At 63.1% G+C, this 18,486-nt stretch carries 17 protein-coding genes and 6 tRNA genes; 11 read left to right on the top strand and 12 right to left on the bottom strand.

Annotated features, from left to right (window positions below; translation table 11 throughout):
• Positions 1-28: 28 nt before the first annotated feature.
• The 9 genes from pdxS to V3587_RS08385 form a co-directional block, all read right to left on the bottom strand.
• Positions 29-937, bottom strand: coding sequence for a pyridoxal 5'-phosphate synthase lyase subunit PdxS (gene pdxS, locus V3587_RS08425; RefSeq protein ID WP_283376360.1), 909 nt, complete (start codon positions 935-937; stop codon positions 29-31).
• A 171-nt stretch (positions 938-1,108) separates the two neighbouring features.
• Positions 1,109-2,131, bottom strand: a complete 1,023-nt coding sequence (locus V3587_RS08420; protein WP_042951805.1) for an NUDIX hydrolase — start codon at positions 2,129-2,131, stop codon at positions 1,109-1,111.
• Entirely contained in the window at positions 2,128-3,255 is a 1,128-nt protein-coding gene (locus V3587_RS08415; protein ID WP_095970498.1) for a glycosyltransferase family 4 protein, read from the bottom strand. Before V3587_RS08415 ends, V3587_RS08420 begins: the two co-directional genes overlap by 4 nt.
• Complete coding sequence (locus V3587_RS08410; RefSeq protein WP_030536867.1) at positions 3,252-4,154, bottom strand: phosphatidylinositol mannoside acyltransferase; 903 nt, start codon at positions 4,152-4,154, stop codon at positions 3,252-3,254. The genes V3587_RS08415 and V3587_RS08410 overlap by 4 nt, the downstream gene beginning before the upstream one ends.
• A complete protein-coding gene (gene pgsA, locus V3587_RS08405) occupies positions 4,151-4,846 on the bottom strand; it encodes a phosphatidylinositol phosphate synthase (RefSeq protein ID WP_283376359.1) in 696 nt (231 codons plus the stop codon). Before pgsA ends, V3587_RS08410 begins: the two co-directional genes overlap by 4 nt.
• 81 nt (positions 4,847-4,927) lie before the next feature.
• Positions 4,928-5,482: an HIT family protein gene (locus tag V3587_RS08400; protein ID WP_095970499.1), complete on the bottom strand. Its 555-nt coding sequence runs from the start codon at positions 5,480-5,482 to the stop codon at positions 4,928-4,930.
• Positions 5,479-7,536 carry a threonine--tRNA ligase gene (gene thrS / locus V3587_RS08395; RefSeq protein WP_235172153.1) on the bottom strand — a complete coding sequence of 686 codons (2,058 nt, stop codon included), beginning with the start codon at positions 7,534-7,536 and terminating at the stop codon, positions 5,479-5,481. Before thrS ends, V3587_RS08400 begins: the two co-directional genes overlap by 4 nt.
• Before the next feature lie 131 nt (positions 7,537-7,667).
• On the bottom strand, positions 7,668-8,120 hold the full coding sequence (locus tag V3587_RS08390; protein ID WP_185564970.1) for a TIGR02611 family protein: 453 nt from the start codon (positions 8,118-8,120) through the stop codon (positions 7,668-7,670).
• 171 nt (positions 8,121-8,291) lie between these two features.
• Positions 8,292-8,363, bottom strand: a tRNA-Val gene (locus V3587_RS08385).
• A 293-nt stretch (positions 8,364-8,656) separates the two neighbouring features.
• Here V3587_RS08385 and V3587_RS08380 point away from each other — a divergent pair.
• The 5 genes from V3587_RS08380 (at position 8,657) to V3587_RS08360 (ending at position 9,160) form a co-directional block, all read left to right on the top strand.
• A tRNA-Gly gene (locus V3587_RS08380) sits at positions 8,657-8,729 on the top strand.
• 25 nt (positions 8,730-8,754) lie between these two features.
• A tRNA-Cys gene (locus V3587_RS08375) sits at positions 8,755-8,825 on the top strand.
• Position 8,826: 1 nt separating this feature from the next.
• A tRNA-Val gene (locus V3587_RS08370) sits at positions 8,827-8,901 on the top strand.
• 92 nt (positions 8,902-8,993) lie between these two features.
• A tRNA-Gly gene (locus V3587_RS08365) sits at positions 8,994-9,069 on the top strand.
• A 16-nt stretch (positions 9,070-9,085) separates the two neighbouring features.
• A tRNA-Val gene (locus tag V3587_RS08360) sits at positions 9,086-9,160 on the top strand.
• Between the two features lie 148 nt (positions 9,161-9,308).
• On the opposite strand, the gene V3587_RS08355 is transcribed toward V3587_RS08360, so the two are convergent.
• Both V3587_RS08355 and V3587_RS08350 read right to left on the bottom strand, forming a co-directional pair.
• Positions 9,309-9,788: an alpha-isopropylmalate synthase regulatory domain-containing protein gene (locus tag V3587_RS08355; protein WP_283376358.1), complete on the bottom strand. Its 480-nt coding sequence runs from the start codon at positions 9,786-9,788 to the stop codon at positions 9,309-9,311.
• Between the two features lie 175 nt (positions 9,789-9,963).
• Positions 9,964-11,349 carry a GH1 family beta-glucosidase gene (locus V3587_RS08350; RefSeq protein ID WP_283376357.1) on the bottom strand — a complete coding sequence of 462 codons (1,386 nt, stop codon included), beginning with the start codon at positions 11,347-11,349 and terminating at the stop codon, positions 9,964-9,966.
• Positions 11,350-11,465: 116 nt separating this feature from the next.
• On the opposite strand from V3587_RS08350, the gene V3587_RS08345 reads away from it, so the two are divergent.
• Positions 11,466-12,662 carry an MFS transporter gene (locus V3587_RS08345; RefSeq protein ID WP_283376356.1) on the top strand — a complete coding sequence of 399 codons (1,197 nt, stop codon included), beginning with the start codon at positions 11,466-11,468 and terminating at the stop codon, positions 12,660-12,662.
• 67 nt (positions 12,663-12,729) lie between these two features.
• Entirely contained in the window at positions 12,730-13,263 is a 534-nt protein-coding gene (locus V3587_RS08340) for a GNAT family N-acetyltransferase (protein ID WP_095970505.1), read from the top strand.
• Between the two features lie 12 nt (positions 13,264-13,275).
• Here the strand turns inward: V3587_RS08340 and zapE are convergent, their stop codons facing one another.
• Positions 13,276-14,292: a cell division protein ZapE gene (gene zapE, locus V3587_RS08335; protein ID WP_003942629.1), complete on the bottom strand. Its 1,017-nt coding sequence runs from the start codon at positions 14,290-14,292 to the stop codon at positions 13,276-13,278.
• Positions 14,293-14,335: 43 nt separating this feature from the next.
• On the opposite strand from zapE, the gene V3587_RS08330 reads away from it, so the two are divergent.
• Genes V3587_RS08330 through msrB form a run of 4 tightly spaced genes read left to right on the top strand, consistent with a single transcriptional unit; the run spans position 14,336 to position 18,443 of the window.
• Positions 14,336-15,085, top strand: a complete 750-nt coding sequence (locus V3587_RS08330) for a pyrimidine reductase family protein (RefSeq protein ID WP_283376355.1) — start codon at positions 14,336-14,338, stop codon at positions 15,083-15,085.
• A 19-nt stretch (positions 15,086-15,104) separates the two neighbouring features.
• A complete protein-coding gene (locus V3587_RS08325) occupies positions 15,105-16,658 on the top strand; it encodes an alpha/beta fold hydrolase (protein ID WP_283376354.1) in 1,554 nt (517 codons plus the stop codon).
• Between the two features lie 60 nt (positions 16,659-16,718).
• Positions 16,719-18,002, top strand: a complete 1,284-nt coding sequence (locus V3587_RS08320) for a glycosyltransferase family 87 protein (protein WP_054828358.1) — start codon at positions 16,719-16,721, stop codon at positions 18,000-18,002.
• A gap of 9 nt (positions 18,003-18,011) precedes the next feature.
• Positions 18,012-18,443 carry a peptide-methionine (R)-S-oxide reductase MsrB gene (msrB, locus tag V3587_RS08315; protein WP_003942631.1) on the top strand — a complete coding sequence of 144 codons (432 nt, stop codon included), beginning with the start codon at positions 18,012-18,014 and terminating at the stop codon, positions 18,441-18,443.
• The last annotated feature ends 43 nt before the right edge of the window (positions 18,444-18,486 follow it).

The raw sequence follows: 18,486 nt of genomic DNA, 5'->3' as shown, positions 1-18,486 counted from the left end.
GCGTTGAGCCCGGTCATCGAGCCTGGTGTCACCAGCCGCGCTCTGCGAGGCGATGCCCGACGGGCAGGTCGTCGACGTTGATGCCGACCATTGCCTCACCGAGTCCGCGTGAGGCCTTGGCGAGCACGTCCGGGTCGTCGTAGAACGTGGTGGCCTTGACGATGGCCTCGGCGCGCTGCTTCGGGTTGCCGGACTTGAAGATGCCCGATCCGACGAACACGCCTTCGGCGCCGAGCTGCATCATCATCGCAGCATCTGCCGGGGTGGCGATGCCGCCGGCGGTGAACATGGTGACAGGCAGCTTGCCGGCCTTGGCGACCTCGACGACCAGTTCGTACGGGGCCTGCAGTTCCTTGGCGGCCACGTACAGTTCGTCCTCGCTGAGCGAGGTCAACCGGCGGATCTCGCCGCGGATGGTGCGCATATGGGTGGTGGCGTTGGAGACGTCGCCGGTGCCGGCTTCACCCTTCGAGCGGATCATGGCCGCGCCTTCGTTGATGCGACGCAGCGCTTCGCCGAGGTTGGTGGCGCCACAGACGAAGGGAGCGGTGAACTTCCACTTGTCGATGTGATTGGCGTAGTCGGCCGGGGTCAGGACCTCGGACTCGTCGATGTAGTCCACGCCGAGGCTCTGCAGGATCTGCGCTTCGACGAAGTGACCGATGCGTGCCTTCGCCATGACGGGGATGCTGACGGTGGAGATGATGCTGTCGATCATGTCCGGGTCGCTCATGCGGGAGACGCCGCCCTGCGCGCGAATGTCCGCGGGGACCCGCTCGAGTGCCATGACGGCGACGGCGCCTGCGTCTTCGGCGATCTTGGCCTGCTCAGCGGTGACCACATCCATGATCACACCGCCCTTGAGCATTTCAGCCATGCCGCGCTTGACGCGTGCGGTGCCGACGGCGGTGGTGGGGGCAGAGTCGGGGGTGCTCACAGCAAACTCCTGCAGTAGTGGCGTGACAAAAGAAACGAGGCACGGCGAACACACGAGTTCGTTCGCTCGGAGGCCTCTGGCCAGAACTCTAGGACTAACCGGCCTTCGATTCCGTATCCAATTTGGCATTGCTGGCCTTAAACGGCCGCGACCGCTGAACGGCCGACCGGTTCAACGGATGGAACGCACTTCCGGATCCTCGGAACCGTCCGCGATCGTCGCCGCCTCCACCAGGAGGTTTGCCAGATCCAACGGGTAGACGGGCTCACCGGACTTGGCCAGTCGGCGGATCTCGTCGGCGCTGCACCAGCGATGGCCGGTGATCGCGCGCTGCTCCAATTCCGTGTGGCCTTGGAACACCGGCTCGAAGCCATGAGTGCGTGTGGCGAAGAACAGCTCTTCCGAACGGATCAGCTCACCGTCGAACGGGAAGATCGCCACGCGACGCCAGAGCGGACCTCGCAGGTTCTCCGGCGCTACCTTGAACCCCGTTTCCTCCTCGATCTCACGAACCGCGGCCGCTCGCAGATGTTCGCCGCGTTCGAGCCCGCCACCGACGGTGAACCAGAAGTAAGTGTTCGGGATCTTGGGATCGTGGCCGCGCAACAGCAGCACCCGATCCTCCTCGTCCAGCATCACCACCCGGGCGGAGGTCCGCGACGTGTCGACGGTGATGCCCTCGGGCACCGCCGCCGCGGTCGTGCGCTCCGATATCTCGAAGTACTGAGGCAGCGGTGCCGTTCCCCCGAGGTGGAGCCAGCGAACAAGTCGACGCGTACGCAACGCGAGAGTGTCTCGCACCGCGTCGTTGTGGAACCGCCGAGCGATCAGCACCCTCGCCTCGGCATCGGCCAACTCGGCCACCAGTTGAGGTCGCAGCGACGTCGTGCCATAGGCGGCAAGAGCGTTGGAGAGCCTGTTTTCGGCCAGTTCGCGATCCTGACGATCCGCTCGTTCGGCAGCGTCCGCCAAGGTGACGAATCTGCGAGCGTCGTCGGCGCTCATGTCCACCGCCGCAGCGCGGACAACCGCGGCACGACGAGACAGTGCCGCATCGAGCGCCAGCCACGACTGATCCGAACGCACATGCAGCCGATCGAGTCGGTTCGCCGTCCCGTACGCCCACAGTCCGACGACCAGGACGACGGCAGCGACGAGCCCGAGAATGAAGATCGTCAGAGCGGAGAAGGTCATGAACCCACCACGCGTACGCCGGTGCCGCCAACCGTGACGGTCTCGTAGACACGCAGGATCTGTTCGGCCACCACCGGCCAGTCGTATTCGGCAACAACACTTGTCGCGGTGTTGACCAGCGCGCGTCGTCGATCCGGGTCACCGAGAACGGAATCGATTGCCTCGGCCAAGGCATCGGAGTTCCCGATGGGGACCAGCAAGCCTGCCTGACCGTCGCGAAGAACACGGCGGAAAGCGTCCAACTCACTCGCCACGACGGCAGTGCCCGCCGCCATGGCCTCGACCAGCACGATCCCGAAGCTCTCACCACCGAGATTGGGCGCGCAGTAGACGTCCGCACTGCGAAGCGCCGACGCTTTCTCCTCATCGCTGACCTGCCCGAGCAGGCGGAGATGCTTGAAGTATTTGCCCGCCTCTTTGCGGAGTTTTTCCTCGTCGCCGCGTCCGACCACGATCACTTCGAGATCCGGATGACGCTCGACCAACTCCGGCAGCGCACCGAGGAGGACAGCCATCCCCTTCCGCGGTTCGTCGTAGCGACCGAGGAACAGAATGGTTCCACCTTCGCGCGGGTAACCGGGCAACATGTCGGCCTCGGCAAACGCTGAGACGTCGACGCCGTTGGGAATTTCGACCGCGTCGGATCCGAGGGACTCGACCTGCCAACGACGCGCCAACTCCGAGACTGCGATCCGGCCGCTGATCTTCTCGAGATACGGAGCCAAGACACCCTGAAAAGTGCTCAGCACCAAGGACTTCGTGGTCGACGTGTGGAAGGTGGCGACGATCGGGCCTTCCGCGATACGCAACGCGAGCATGGACAGACTCGGCGCATTGGGTTCGTGGATATGCAGAACGTCGAAGTCACCTTCCGCGATGAACTTGCGGAGGCGGGCGTTCGCCGTCGGGCCGAAGGACAACCGCGCAACAGAACCGTTGTAGGGAATCGCGACGGCTTTACCGGCGGAAACCACAAAATCCGGCAACTCGTCGTCGTCGGACGACGGCGCCAGCACACTCACTTTGTGGCCACGTTCGATCAGCACCTCGGCCAGATCCACCACGTGCGCCTGCACGCCGCCGGGGACGTCGAAGGAGTACGGGCAGATCATGCCGATTTTCATTCACCCTCCATGCGGGCGAGCCGCGATTCGGAGAGGTCCGAGCGCCACAGAGGTTGAAGCATGTGCCAGTCAGCGGGGTGCGCTGCGATGTTGACCGCGAAACGGTCGGCGAGTGCCTGTGTGGCCGGGCCGACGCCGCCGGAAACGTCGATCGGTGGGTCGATCTTGAAGCCCCATCCGTCGGGAGTGAACCAGCAGTGAACCGGTAGCAGCGGCGCGCCGGTGTCGATCGCGAGCTTCGCCGGGCCGGCGGGCATGCGAGTCGGTTCTCCGAAGAACGTGACCGGTACACCCTTCTTCGCCAGATCGCGCTCCCCCAACAGGCACACGATCTTGTTCTCACGCAGATGCTTGGAGAGTTCGACGAACGGAGGATGCTCCCCGCCGCTGAGCGGGAAAATCTCGAAGCCGAGACTCTCGCGATAGTCGACGAACCGTTCGTAGAGGGATTCGGGCTTGAGCCGCTCGGCAACGGAGGTCAACCCACCCCATTGCTGAACACACCACACCCCGGCCATGTCCCAGTTGCCACTGTGCGGCAACGCCAGCACTGCGCCATGACCTGCCGCCATCGCTTTTTCCAGATGTTCCTGGCCTTCGACCAGTGCATGCAGCGCTTTACCGGTGGCGACCAGGTCCATCGACGGAAGTCGGAACGCCTCACGCCAGTACCGGGCGTACGAGCGCATCGAATCCTTGATCAACTGATCCGGAACTTGCTCCGGTGTCGTGCCCAGAACTCTCGCGAGGTTCTTCCTGAGTTGTTCGGGACCGCCCTTGCGTACCGCGAAATCCGCTCCGGCGTCGAACAGCTTGACCGCCACCGATTCCGGCAGGCTTCGCACCAGACGCCAACCCGCGGCGTATCCCAGATCGGTTGCACGCTCGGCAAAGCTCATTTCTCTGGCTCGCCGTCCGTTTTAGGCTCGCCGTCGGTGTTCGGCGTGCCTTCGACCGTCGATGCGGCCGGGGCGATCGGCAGAAGCTCCCGGGCGCCAGGGGAATTGCGCACCGCGAGCACTCGCTGGAAGACCGTCACGATGCTTCCGGCGGCAAGTACCCACATCGCGATGTGGATCGCCCACGGTAGACCCATACCCGTCAGGCCAGATCCGACCAGCACGATGATCAGTCGGTCCGGGCGCTCGATCCACCCGCCGTCCGCAGTCAGCCCGCTCGCCTCCGCGCGCGCCTTCGCGTACGAGATGACCTGGGAGGTGACGAGGCAGATGAGCGTCGCGACTAGCAGCCACTTGCTGTTCTCGTGGTAGACCGCCCACCAGGCGAGGCCGGCAAAAATCGCGCCGTCGGCCACGCGGTCGCAGGTCGCGTCCAGTACCGCCCCGTACCGCGTTCCGCCGCCGCGAGCACGAGCCATTGCGCCGTCGAGCATGTCGAACATGACGAAGAACCAGATGAACATGGTTCCCCAGAACAGATGTCCGGACGGAAACAGCGTCACCGCACCGGCGACGCTTGCCACCGTGCCGATCACTGTCACCGAGTCCGGCGTCAGACCGGTCTTGACCAGCGCCTTCCCCATAGGTGCCGTCACCTTGGACACCGATGCGCGCCCGAAGAAGCTCAACACCGCAGGAACCCTCCCCGTCGTGAGTTCCGGTTCGGAACTCGTTGCAGCAATGCATCCTGCCATGAAGCCGGATGCGCCAACCTATTGTTGCCAGGCACCGGCGAGTAGTCCCCTGGTCTCCCGCAGCAATTGCGGCATCACCTTGACCCCACCGAGCACGGTGATGAAGTTGGCGTCGCCGCCCCAACGTGGCACTACGTGTTGGTGAAGGTGCTCGGACAGCGAACCGCCCGCAGCCGCACCGAGATTCAGGCCCACGTTGAATCCGTGAGGATTCGACACGCTCTTGATCACCCGCAACGCCTGCTGGGTGAACGCCATCAACTCGGCACTCTCCTCCGGCGTCAGGTCTTCGAGTGCCGCGACCTTGCGGTACGGAACCACCATCAGGTGCCCCGGGTTGTACGGGTACAGGTTCAGAACCGCATAGACATGCTCACCGCGGGCAACGATGAGCCCTTCTTCGTCCGACATCTTCGGAATGTCGATGAACGGTTCACCCGTCGTACCCGGGGTGTTGGGCGCCTCGGTGATGTACGACATCCGATGTGGCGACCAGATGCGCTGCAAATGGTCAGGGTCGCCGACACCGTGGTCGATCAGCGAACCTGGACCCTCGTCACCGGGGGCGCTCACTGCGCCACACTTGGCTGCACCAGTTCGGCTGTCGGCGAGGCGTTCTCGCGGCGGCCGATCCACTCGGTGATGATCCGGACGGCGTCGTCGACGGGAATTCCGTTGATCTGCGTGCCGTCGCGGAAACGGAAGCTGACCGCGCCGGCCTCCACGTCACGCTCGCCCGCGAGGAGCATGAAGGGAACCTTCTGCGTGGTGTGGTTACGGATCTTCTTCTGCATACGGTCGTCGCTGAAGTCGACTTCGGCGCGCACACCGGCTGCCTTGAGCTTCTTCGTGACGTCGAACAGGTGATCGGCGAACGCCTCGGCCACCGGAATTCCGACGACCTGCACCGGTGCCAGCCACGCTGGGAAGGCTCCGGCGTAGTGCTCGGTCAGCACACCGAAGAACCGTTCGATCGAGCCGAACAGCGCGCGGTGGATCATGACCGGACGAGTCTTGACGCCGTCGCTGCCGGTGTACTCGAGTTCGAACCGTTCCGGCAGGTTGAAGTCGAGCTGGATGGTCGACATCTGCCAGGTGCGGCCGAGGGCGTCCTTGACCTGAACGGAGATCTTGGGACCGTAGAACGCGGCTCCGCCCGGATCCGGAACCAGTGTCAGGCCCGAAGCTTCGCCGACCTCGGCGAGCGTTGCGGTCGCCTCTTCCCAGACGTCGTCGCTACCGACGAACTTGTCCGGGTTCTTGGTGGACAGCTCGAGGTAGAAGTCGTCGAGGCCGTAGTCCTTGAGCAGGTTCAGCACGAACTGCAGCGTGGTGGTCAGCTCGTCGCGCATCTGCTCACGGGTGCAGTAGATGTGAGCGTCGTCCTGAGTCATGCCACGCACACGGGTCAGTCCGTGGATGACGCCGGACTTCTCGTAGCGGTAGACCGAGCCGAACTCGAAGAGCCGCAACGGCAATTCACGGTACGAACGTCCGCGAGCACGGAAGATCAGGTTGTGCATCGGGCAGTTCATCGGCTTGAGGTAGTAGTCCTGGCCCGGCTTGCGCACAGTGCCGTCCTCGTTGAGCTCCTCGTCGACGTGCATCGCCGGGAACATGCCGTCGCGGTACCAGTCGAGGTGACCGGAGACCTCGTACAGATGCCCCTTGGTGATGTGCGGAGTGTTGACGAACTCGTAACCCGCCTCGATGTGGCGGCTGCGCGAGTAGTTCTCCATCTCCGTGCGGATGATGCCGCCCTTGGGATGGAACACCGGCAGACCCGAACCGAGCTCGTCGGGGAAGCTGAAGAGGTCCAGTTCGGTCCCGAGCTTGCGGTGATCACGACGCTCTGCCTCGGCGAGCAACTCGAGGTACTCGTCCTGAGCCTCGGTGGACTCCCACGCGGTGCCGTAGACACGCTGCAGATCGGCGTTGTCCTGGTTGCCACGCCAGTAGGCGGCGGAGCTTCGGGTCAACTTGAAGGCCGGGATGTGCTTGGTGGTCGGGATATGCGGGCCGCGGCACAGATCGGACCAGATCTTGTCGCCGGTACGAGGATCGAGATTGTCGTAGATGGTCAGCTCGTTGCCACCCACCTCCATGATCTCAGGATCGTCGATACCGGACTTGTCGTCGATGAGTTCGAGCTTGAAAGGTTCGTCGGCCAACTCGACCCGAGCGTCCTCGATCGAATCGACCACTCGACGCGAGAAACGCTGCGATCCCTTGATGATCTGCTTCATACGCTTTTCGAGCTTGGCCAGATCCTCCGGAGTGAACGGACGATCCACCGCGAAGTCGTAGTAGAAGCCGTCCTTGATCGGCGGACCGATCCCGAGCTTCGCGTCGGGGAACTCTTTCTGGACCGCCTGCGCGAGGACATGGGCCGCGGAGTGCCGGATGACGCTGCGTCCGTCTTCGGTGGAAGCCGCCACCGGCTCGACGTCGACATCGACCTCAGGTGTCCACGACAGATCCTTCAGCGTCCCCTCGCCATCGCGGACAACGACGATCACGTCGGGCCCCTTCGTGGGGTATCCGGCTTCGCGCACTGCAGTCCCGGCGGTCGTCCCCGCGGGCACCCGAAGTGGGGCGGCTGAGTGCTCTGGCGCGGGACTGGTCACGGCGATGTGCTCCTAAGGTATTGCGACAAGTTAGACAGGCGTCGTACCCACTGCGAGCACGCGCACGATCATGTTATCGGCCCTACCGACATGTCGAGACAACCGAGTGAAGGAAATCGGCCGCGTTCAGCTCACAGTGGCGATTCGAGCCACGAGTAGTCCAGGCCCACCCATGTCCCGATCAGGCCGAAGGTGCCGAGCACCCACAAAGTCGCCAGGACGATCACTGTGGTGAACAGAACGCCCAACCCTTTGACGAACAACGACTGCTTGCCGAACCATTCCATGAACCGGTCGTATCGAGCCTTCGCGAAATGAAGGAGTCGATGTGCCCACGCGAACTCCGACGCCAGGATGCCGAGGCCGGCGAAGACGATGAGCCAACCGGGTCCCGGGTACGGAATAGCCACGATGCCGGCGGCGAACACGATCGCGCCCACGACTCCGACGCCGATGCGGTACGCAAGATTGAGTGTGGGCCGCGCGGCGATTCCAGCACGCCACCGCTCCCAACGGGACTCTGCCTCTTGAAAGACGGACAGGTCTGAATCGTCGACAGAAGAATCGACCTTTTCGGTACTCAAGTCAGTCACCTTTTCGGTCGCGAAATGTCTCTTCGACCAGGCTACCGAAATCGTCGCCCGGCGACCTGCGACGACGGTCTGCATGCCGAAACAACCGCGCCCTCGAACAGCTGTGCTCTCAAACGACTGAAGGCGTCCCCGATGATCGGGAACGCCTTCAGTGCTTTTCTGTGGTCCCGGCTGGGATCGAACCAGCGACCTTCCGCGTGTGAAGCGGACGCTCTCCCACTGAGCCACGGGACCGTAAGTCATCCGAACGCATGCGCTCGAACGAGTTGGAACATTAACACGGCTGCGCGGCGAATACGAATCACCAGGTTGGCATTCGTTTTGCCCTAGGCGACCCCGAAATCCACGAATTCGAGCCGATTTCAGGCCGTATTCATCGCCAAGTCGGACTGTTGCAACGCCCGCGACGGGTCGATTCGACGTCGAACACGCCACTGAGCTGGTGATTTGTGTGTATCCGACACGGTCGGCTAATGTTTCCAACGCACCGAGGAGAGCGAGCAGCTCCCCGAGCAACATGGTGCGATGCGGACGTGGCGCAGCTGGTAGCGCACAACCTTGCCAAGGTTGGGGTCGCGGGTTCGAATCCCGTCGTCCGCTCGAGAGGTGTGACTCAACCTTTTACGGTGGAGTGGCCGAGTGGTGAGGCAACGGCCTGCAAAGCCGTGCACACGGGTTCGATTCCCGTCTCCACCTCGCGCGATTAGCTCAGCGGGAGAGCGCTTCCCTGACACGGAAGAGGTCACTGGTTCAATCCCAGTATCGCGCACCACGTCAGGCCCTCGGGCCTGATGGTCAAGACCTGCTTGCAGGTCTGATAAGTTAGAAAAGTACTGAGTTCCGGTAACGGAGTTCATTGCTCATGCGGACGTGGCGCAGCTGGTAGCGCACAACCTTGCCAAGGTTGGGGTCGCGGGTTCGAATCCCGTCGTCCGCTCCATTTTTCTCCAGAACCCGCGCGATTAGCTCAGCGGGAGAGCGCTTCCCTGACACGGAAGAGGTCACTGGTTCAATCCCAGTATCGCGCACCATTTGAGAATGCAAGAAGCCGGAACCTCAGGGTTCCGGCTTTTTGCGTTCGAGCGCCAAACATACTGGGCCGCAGTACTGACGCAGGGCCCCTCGGGAGCTCCGCGTCAGTACCGCGGTTGATGTAGCTGATCAGATCGTTGTCACTGCTCAGTGAGAGAAGCGGTTCGCTGCCGAAGTCATCGCGCGCAGCGAGGACTCCGTCGACGACTCCGCAATACCCATCGCCCAGCTCCGACGACCGTCGCACTCGGTGAAGATGAACGTCGCCGTGCGGTGGCCGATCTGGTGCTGATGGAAAGACAGGATCTCGAGCGAGATTCCCGCGTCGTGCAGCATGGACGTCATGGCCGAGATCGCGCCGGTCGAGGTGGCGGACGCCTTCTGGATGCGCTCCCCCAGCCCGAGTGTCGCTTCGAAGGTCCAACGACCCGGTGCGATCTTCTCGGAGGACCACGCACCCAGACGGATCGGGCCGCTCATAGCCGCATACGTGGACTCGAACTCGGTCCACGACATCGCTGAGCATTCGGCACGCAGGCCGGCGGGCAGGGATTTTCCGTGACGCGCCGCGAAGGGATCAGCAGCGGCAGAAGAAGAATCAGAAGCGAAAGCGAAGTTGTAAGTCATGATCGTGGTCTTCCTGGAATGAAGTGGAGGACCAACTGGTAGCAAGACGACCCGCAGCGAGGGGTCGGTCCGATTCAGACCCCGCTACGGCGGCTTACTACGAGAATTCGCTTCATGAGAGACGAGGGTAGGCGGCCTGGTTCCATAAAGCAACCCAGACCGCCTCCGCTGCAGGTCAGACCTGAGCCGCTTTGTGCTCGGCGATCAGAGCGCGATACCACTCGAACGAGGCCTTCGGTGTGCGCTTCTGGGTGCCGAAATCGACGTGTACCAGGCCGAAACGCTCCTTGTACCCCGCAGCCCATTCGAAATTGTCGAGAAGCGACCACACGAAATAGCCGCGTACATCGACACCGTCGTCGATGGCCGATCGGAGGGCGCGAAGGTGCGCATCGTGGTAGTCGATTCGTGCTTTGTCCTCGACAACTCCTGCGGCATCCGGAGCATCGTGGAACGAACACCCGCTTTCCGTGATGTAGATCGGCGGCAGTGCGTCACCGAAGCGTGCTTGGAACGTCCGCAATATCTCACCTAGTCCCTCCGGAACGATCGGCCAACCGAAATCTGTTGTGGGATAACCGGTAATCGCGACGGGGGCAAAGGGCAGGCCCGGCGGCAGGTCGACTTCGAGCACACCTTCGGTCCCCTGGCCTTCTACCGGAGCGGCAATCATCGTCGGCTCGTAGTAGTTGATCCCGTACCAGTCGAGCGGCGCCCCGATGATCTTCAAGTCCTCGTCGACCGGACCGCTGAGCAGCTGAGCGAATTCGTCGGCGGGGTATTTCCCGACCAGAACCGGGTCGGCGAACATCCAATTGACGACGTGGTCGTAGATGTCGGCAGCCATCACGTCTTCCGGGGAATCCGAAGCGGCCCGCACCGGCGCATGGTTCGAGGCGATTCCGATGTTCGTGCATCCGGTTGCCCGAAGCGCTTCGACAGCGAGGCCGTGCCCGAGCAGTTGGTGATGTGCGGCTTGGAAAGCCTCGAACCCCAGAGCGAGTCCGGGGGCGTGAACTCCCAAGGCATGTCCGTAGAGCGTGTGCACCACCGGTTCGTTGAGCGGCATCCACATTCCGACTCGATCCGACAGTCGCTCACCGACTACCTGCGCATACTCCCCCAGTCGATACGAGGTGTCGCGGTTCATCCAGCCACCCTGCTCCTGCAATGCGAGGGGCAGATCCCAGTGAAAAAGCGTCACAGCGGGGGTAATTCCCACCGCGCACAGTCGATCGACGAGTCGGTCGTAGAAGTCGAGCCCTTTCGCATTCACTGCCCCCGATCCGGTGGGCAGAATTCGCGACCACGACAGGGACAGCCGATAAGCGTCGAGCCCGAGCTGTTGCATCAGGTCGATGTCCGATTCCCAGCGGTGGTAATGATCGGCAGCGACCGTCCCGGTGTCGCCCCCGACGACAACACCGGGACGGTCACAGAACTCGTCCCAGATCGACGGCCCGCGACCGTCTTCGGCCACAGCTCCTTCGATTTGATAGGCCGCAGTTGCGGTTCCCCAGACGAAAGAAGACGGAAATTCTGGTGTCGGCTGCCGAGTCATGTCGGTCAGTTAATCAAAGAACCGTGCAAAACACGCAGGTTTGTTGGACACTCGACCAGTATCAAGATCCAGTACCGTTCGGCCTACCCGAACGAACGAGACAAAGGCCCTGCTTGATGACGGATAACACCCGCACCCTGACGAGGGCCCGGATCGCCACTTCGGTGGCCTTCGGACTTCAAGGATTCCTGCTCGCCGCCATACTGACGCAGCTTCCGCAGTACAAGGACTTGTTCGAGCTGAGCGAGACACTGGTTGTGGTTGCGGTTGTCACCGTGTCCGTCATCGCCGGGCTCGGCAGCGTGCTCGCCGAGATGCTGGCCGTACGGACGTCGAGCAAGATGACTCTGCGAACCGGACTCGCCGTCATCGCAGTCTTCGGCGGGGCAACCGGAATTGCGCCAAACGCGGCGATGTTTTTCGTCTTCCTGGCGATCTACGGCATCGGACTCGGCATGGTCGACGCGGCCGCCAACATGCAGGCGGTCTCGATCCAACACGCCAAGGGCCGCTTCATCCTCTCCTCCTTCCATGCTTCCTGGAGCGTCGGAGCGATTGTCGGCGCTCTCTTCATCTCTGCTACCGCAGGCCTCGACGTCTCGATCCGCGTGACGCAGGTGATCGCGGGAGTTGTTGTCGGACTGATGCTTCTGGCCTTCGGTCCGCAACTGCTCGATCGGTCCGAGTCTCCGGTTGCCGATGCAAACATCACGAGCACCGCGAAATTCACCGTCCCCACCCGCGCCTTCGTCCTCCTCGGCGTCGCGATGGCCCTGTTCTACGCGGTCGACTTCAGCGTCGGAAACTGGTCGACGCTCTACGTCAAGGACGAACTGCTCGCCGACGCCGGGACGGCTGCACTCTCCGTAGCGGCGTACCAAATCGCGGCACTGATCGCACGACTGACCGGCGACTACTGGGTCGGCAAGTTCGGTGAGACCACCGTCGTGCGGATCGGCTCTCTCATCGGCGTGTTCGGCATGACGATCGTCGTCCTCGCACAATCTCCCGCCGTTGCCATCGCCGGCTTCCTGATCGTCGGCCTCGGCGTACCGGTAATCGCCCCGATCTGCTTCAGCGCCGCCGGGCGAATGGCACCCCCGGATCAGGTCGATGCGGTTATCGCACGCATCAACCTCTTCAACTACGTCGGCACAGTGGTCGGCGGCGGCATCGTCGGCGCGGTCGCTGCCTTCAGTGACCTTCGAATCGGGTTCCTGATTCCGCTGGCGTTCTGCGCGATCTTGATAGTTCTTGCTCCCGCGTTCGCTTCGAAACGAGCCACGACGCCAGTCACCGAGAACGCCGCTTGAGCGTTGTGCCCGAGGAAAGTGGTGTACTTGATCGACCGAATCATGTGCGCGAGAGGTAGAAACTGACGTGACGATCACCGTTGACCGGGCCGGGATCTGGGATTCCGAAGCAATCGCCGATGTGGCTGCGGTGACTTTTCCGCTGGCCTGCCCACCGGACGCATCCGACGACGACATCAGCGCCTTCATCGACAACGTTCTCTCCGTCGACAAGTTCTCCGAGTATCTGACGGACCCGACACGAACGGTTCTCAAGGTCATTCGCGACGGCTCGATCGTCGGCTACGCGATGCTTGTCGACGACGAGCCCGCCGATCCGGACGTCAAAGCTGCTGTGACACTTCGCCCGACGACGGAACTGAGCAAGTTGTACGTGCTTCCGGGAAACCACGGAACCGGCGCGGCGGCATCCTTGATGGACGCGGTTGTCGACCATGCACGACGCGGCGGAAGTGCCGGGATCTGGCTGGGTGTCAATCAGGAGAATCTGCGCGCACAGAAGTTCTATGCCAAGCACGGTTTCACGCAGGTCGGCACCAAGACTTTTCTCGTGGGCGCACAACTCCACCACGATTTCGTGATGGAGCGCCCCGTCAGCTGACAGGCCTGCCGATCAGCCGGCCGCGACCTCGAAACGAGAAAGCGCGAGCAGACGCGAGGTCGCGCGCAGATACTTCTTCTTGTACCCACCTGCGAGCATCTCGGGAGTGAATATCTCGTCGAGGCGTGCGCCGGAAACGGTGACCGGGATGCTCGCGTCGTACAAGCGGTCGGCGAGAACCACGATGCGCAAAGCGACGGACTGATCCGTTGCGGGGTGAACGCCGTCGATGAAGACTGCCTTCACACCCTCGACCAGCTTGTTGTAGCGCGACGGATGCAGTGTGCTGAGGTGCTTGCACAGCTCGTCGAAGTTGTCGAGCGTGGCGCCGTCGATGGCGTCGGCCCGAGAGACCAACTCCTCCGAGGAGATGGGCTCCGGTGCGGGCGGAAGGTCACGGTGACGGTAGTCGGGACCGTCGACGCGAATCGTCTCGAAGATCGAGCCGAGCTTCTTGATCTCGCGCAGGAAGTCCTGCGCGGCGAAGCGGCCCTCACCGAGCTGTCCGGGAAGCGTGTTCGACGTCGCGACAATGGATACGCCGCGTGCGGAGAGCTCCGAGAGGAGGCGGGAGACGAGCATGGTGTCGCCCGGATCGTCGAGCTCGAATTCGTCAATGCAGAGAACGCTGTGGTCGGCGAGCGCTTCGACGGCCTTGTTGAAGCCGAGAGCGCCGACGACGTGCGTCAGCTCGACGAAGGTTCCGAACGCCTTGGGCGACGGAACGCTATGGAAGATCGACGCCAGCAAGTGAGTCTTGCCGACACCGAATCCGCCGTCGAGGTACAGGCCGGCGCCGGTTGCCTGGGTCTTCTTGCCGAACAGGCCGCGGCGTCCACCACTGCGGATCTTGGTGACGCGCTTGGAGAATTCCTCGGCCTTGGCGACAGCAGCTGCCTGGCTCGGTTCCTTCGGATCAGGAATGTAGGACGCAAAACTCACCTCGTCGAACATTGCGGGAGGCACCATTTGAGCTACCAGTTGATCGGCGGGTACCACCGGGCTGCGATCGACAAGACGTTCATGCATCCGTCAAGGGTATCTACGTGATGTGATCTCTCATGTGCACCGTATGGATATTGCGACCTACTTCACACCAGGCAGAGAAGACGAGCTCCGCAGCTTGTACGCCTATCCGGAGAATCTCTCGCAACCCTGGATGCGTGTGAACTTCGTTTCCAGCATCGACGGGTGCGTCTCCGTCGACGGCGTGAGCCATGGACTGGGCACACCTGCCGACAAGTCGGTATTCGGGATCTTGCGCGAACTCTGTGACGTCGTCGTGGTCGGCGCCGGCACAGCGCGAGCCGAGAACTACGGGGGTGTGCAGATCTCGGACGAAGCCCGCGCGCGACGCTCGGCCGGCGGTCTCTCTCCGGTCCCACCGATCCTCGTCGTCTCGGCGCACGCGTCGATCGACCCTGAAAGTCGTCTCCTGCGAGATACCGAAACTCCGCCGATCCTTGTTGTCGGTAGCGCCGCGGACACTGCAGCGATTTCGGCGCTGAGATCTGCCGGAGCGCAGGTAGAGGTGACGGACTCGCCGAACGTCAGCAGCGACGACATCGACAGGGCCTTGTCGGCTCGCAAGCTCCGTCGCGTGCTGTGCGAGGGCGGACCGTCACTTTTCGGGCAGTTGATCGAGGACAATGCCGTCGACGAACTCTGCGTCACCACCTCACCTCAACTGGTGGGGAGCAAAGTCGGCCGAATCTCGCTCTCCCCCAACGCAATGCCCACAGCGATGCGTCCCGCACACATCCTCGGCGATACGGACGGCACGATCCTCACTCGATGGGTTCGTCAGCAGCCACGTCGGTGAACCTGGCACTCTGGTCGGCATGCGCAGAGTTGCTTTGATGGCCGTCGTCCTCGCGACGTGTTGTGCGTGCGGCGCCGGACCGTCGCTTCGGCCCGCCGTCGCGGTCGAAGGCCGCACCGACGGCAGCCCCGCCCAGAGCGAGGGACCGTCGCCCGATGCGCCGCCGGTTGACCCTGGCGTCCCGACCGACGACCTACCGTGGCGGGACTGCACCGGCACGTCACTAGCGGACCAGGCCCTCGCGGCGTCGAGCGCCGGCGTCATCCTCGAATGCGCGGAATTCAGTGCCCCCATCGACGTGACCGGTGCCATCGACGGCAACTTCACTGCCGGCTTGACCCGCGCGCGGACCTCGTCGACACCTGCAAACGCGTATCCGATCGTGTTCACTTCCGGCACCGACCGTTCGTCGGGAAACTCTCTGGCCATGCTCGCTGCAACCGGATTGACGACGGTGCTCGCGGACCACCCCGTCGTTGCCCTGGATCGACGCGGAATCGACAGGTCCACTGCAATCGACTGCATGACGCCGGAGATTCGGCGCGGCCTTCACGATCTGGGCCACTTCGACGCGGACTCCACCGGCGACGCCGCCGACGCGGTCGCCGCTCTCGGTCACGATGCAACCATCGCGTGTACCGACTATCTCGATCCTCAAGAACTGAAGTTCGGCGCGGACTCCGCGGCCGAGGACATCGACGCTCTACGTACGCGGTGGGGCGTCGAGACCATCGCTCTGTGGTCGGCAGGGTCCAGCTCGGACATCGCGCTGAGCTACGCGGCAGCCCACCCCGACAACCTCGCGAGGTTGATCCTCGATTCTCCCGCTCCGGTGGCCACGGACGCTGCCACCGAGGCAGAGAGCCGCGTGCAGGGCGAGGAAGCGGCGTTGACCGCATTCGCTCAGCGATGTGTGGCGCTGGGGTGCTCACTCGGACCTGATCCGAAGAAAGCGGTCACGGACCTGATGGAGCGCGCTCGGGCCGATGAATTCCAGCCGCTGTCCGCCGCTGCGGTGTCGAACGCGATTTCGGCGAGCCTGTGGACTGCCGGAACCAACCGTGAGCAAGAGACCCGCTCGCTCTCAGACGCTCTGTCCGCGCTCGGTACCGCCAACGCTTCGCCGATTCGAGAGCGCGCCGCCCGGGCAGAGAACGAGGTGGACGGTGACGGCCAGTTCATCGGACGATGCACCGACGGCATGCAGTGGCCGGGGATCGGGCGCGTCCGCGAACTGGCGGACACCTGGGGCACCAACTATCCGGTATTCGGTCGAGAAGCCGCGCGCGGTTTGCTCGCATGCGCCAGCTGGCCGTCGACCGCCAACTCTCCCCTGCCCAACCAGTTGAAGCCCGCCGTCCTCGTGCTGAGCGGTCAGGGTGACCCGGCCGTCGGAAACTCCGGACTCTCGACCGTCACCGGCGTCGTCACCAACGCAGGGTCGCGCTTCGCAACCCTGGACTGGCAGGGTGCGGGTCACCCCGCGGCACAATCCACCTGTGCTCAGCAGGCGATGAGGGCATACCTCACCGACGCCTCCCTGCCCAGCAACGGAAGCGTGTGCCCGGCCTGACTCGGGCGCTCGTCCACCACGACCGAAAAGGGGTGCATCCCCCGATCACACCCTGCTCCGGTGTACCGTGCCGAAGTGTTCCTTCGACAGCTCGAGCCGCGTACCGGGCGGACAACCCAACAAGTCGTCAACTTCGTTTTGTGGCCGATCGCCGTGATGACCGTGCTCAATCGTGTCATCGTCACAGCCGTCAACGGCGCCATCACCGATGACTTCCGACCGGTCTACAACGCCGCGCTGGCGTTCTGGAACGGGCGCGACGTCTACACCGCAGATTTCAACTCCGTAGACCCCCATTACCTGTACCCACCATCGGGTTCCTTGTTGATGGCACCCCTGGCGATCCTCGATCCCGAGCGCTCACGGTGGCTGTTCATCGGTGTCAATGCCGTCGCAATTCTCGTGGCTCTCTACCTGCTGTTGCGCTTGTTCGACCTGACGATCAGTTCCATCGCGGCGCCGATTCTGGTGCTCGGCGCGTTCATGTCGGAGACGGTCACCAACACGTTGGTGTTCACCAACATCAACGGCCTCGTCCTGCTCGGCGAAGTTGCCTTCCTCCTGTTGCTGATGCGCAAGAAGGATCTGTGGGCCGGCGCCGCGATCGGTCTCACCATCGCAGTGAAACCCACTCTCGCGCCGCTGCTCCTGCTGCCACTCGTTCGCGGTCAGTGGAAGGTGTTCGTCACCGCCCTGGGCATCCCGTTCATTCTCACGGTCGTGGCATGGCCGCTGGCGTCGGATCCGATGGACTTCGTCCGCCGCACCGTGCCGTACCTGCTCGAATCTCGTGACTACTTCAACAGTTCGATTGTCGGAAACGGCGCTTACTTCGGTCTGCCCGAATGGTTGATCCTGCTCTTGCGCGTCGTGTTGGCCGCCATGGTCGTCGTCTCGCTGTGGCTTCTGTACCGCTACTACCGCAACGACGAACTTTTCTTCCTCACCACCGCGACCGGTGTGATCATGACCGCGTCGTTCCTGCTGCCCTCGCTCGGCCAGATGTACTACTCGATGATGCTGCTCCCGCTCCTGATGTCCGTGGTGCTCAAGAACTCGGTCATGCGGAACTGGCCGGCCTGGCTCGCCGTCTACGGCTTCATGACGTTCGACAGCTGGTGGTCGAACCGCTGGCCGACCTTCGGCCGGGCGGCCGAATACACCAAGAGCACCCTCGGCTGGAGCCTTCTGCTGATCGTGATCTTCTGTGTCCTCGGATACCGGTATCTGGTCGCGCGTCGAGAGGGCCGTTTGGATCGGGGAATCGATCCCGCGTACCTCCTCGATCCCCCACTCGATGCCGTCTCACCTGCCCACGAAGCCGAAACGGCGACAAAGCATTAGCGTGGAGGCATGAGTTCTTCACACGATGGCATCGACAGCACACCTGAGGTCACGTACACCGAGAGCGAGTGGCGCGAAAAACTGACGCCGGAGGAGTTCGCCGTCCTGCGCCAAGCCGGCACCGAACGCCCCTTCGTCGGCGAGTACACCGACACCACCACGGAAGGTGTCTACTCCTGCCGGGCCTGCGGAGCCGAACTGTTCCGCAGCACCGAGAAGTTCGAATCGCACTGCGGGTGGCCGTCCTTCTTCGATCCGGCGGATTCGGATGCCGTGATCCTGAAGGAAGACAGCTCACTCGGGATGCGCCGCGTCGAGGTCATCTGCAAGAAGTGCCACAGCCACCTCGGTCACGTCTTCGAGGGTGAGGGGTACCCGACGCCGACCGATCAGCGGTACTGCATCAACTCGATCTCGCTGGTCCTCAAGCCCGCTCAGTAGCCAGGTCGTGGGCTACCCCGTGTCACTGGTAGCCCACGATTCG

The organism is Rhodococcus sp. IEGM 1306, from assembly GCF_036541985.1.
In the GTDB taxonomy this organism is placed as follows: Bacteria; Actinomycetota; Actinomycetes; order Mycobacteriales; family Mycobacteriaceae; genus Rhodococcus_F; species Rhodococcus_F qingshengii.
The sequence above is the reverse complement of the archived record's forward strand: the minus strand, read 5'-3'. Positions and strand labels throughout refer to the sequence as shown.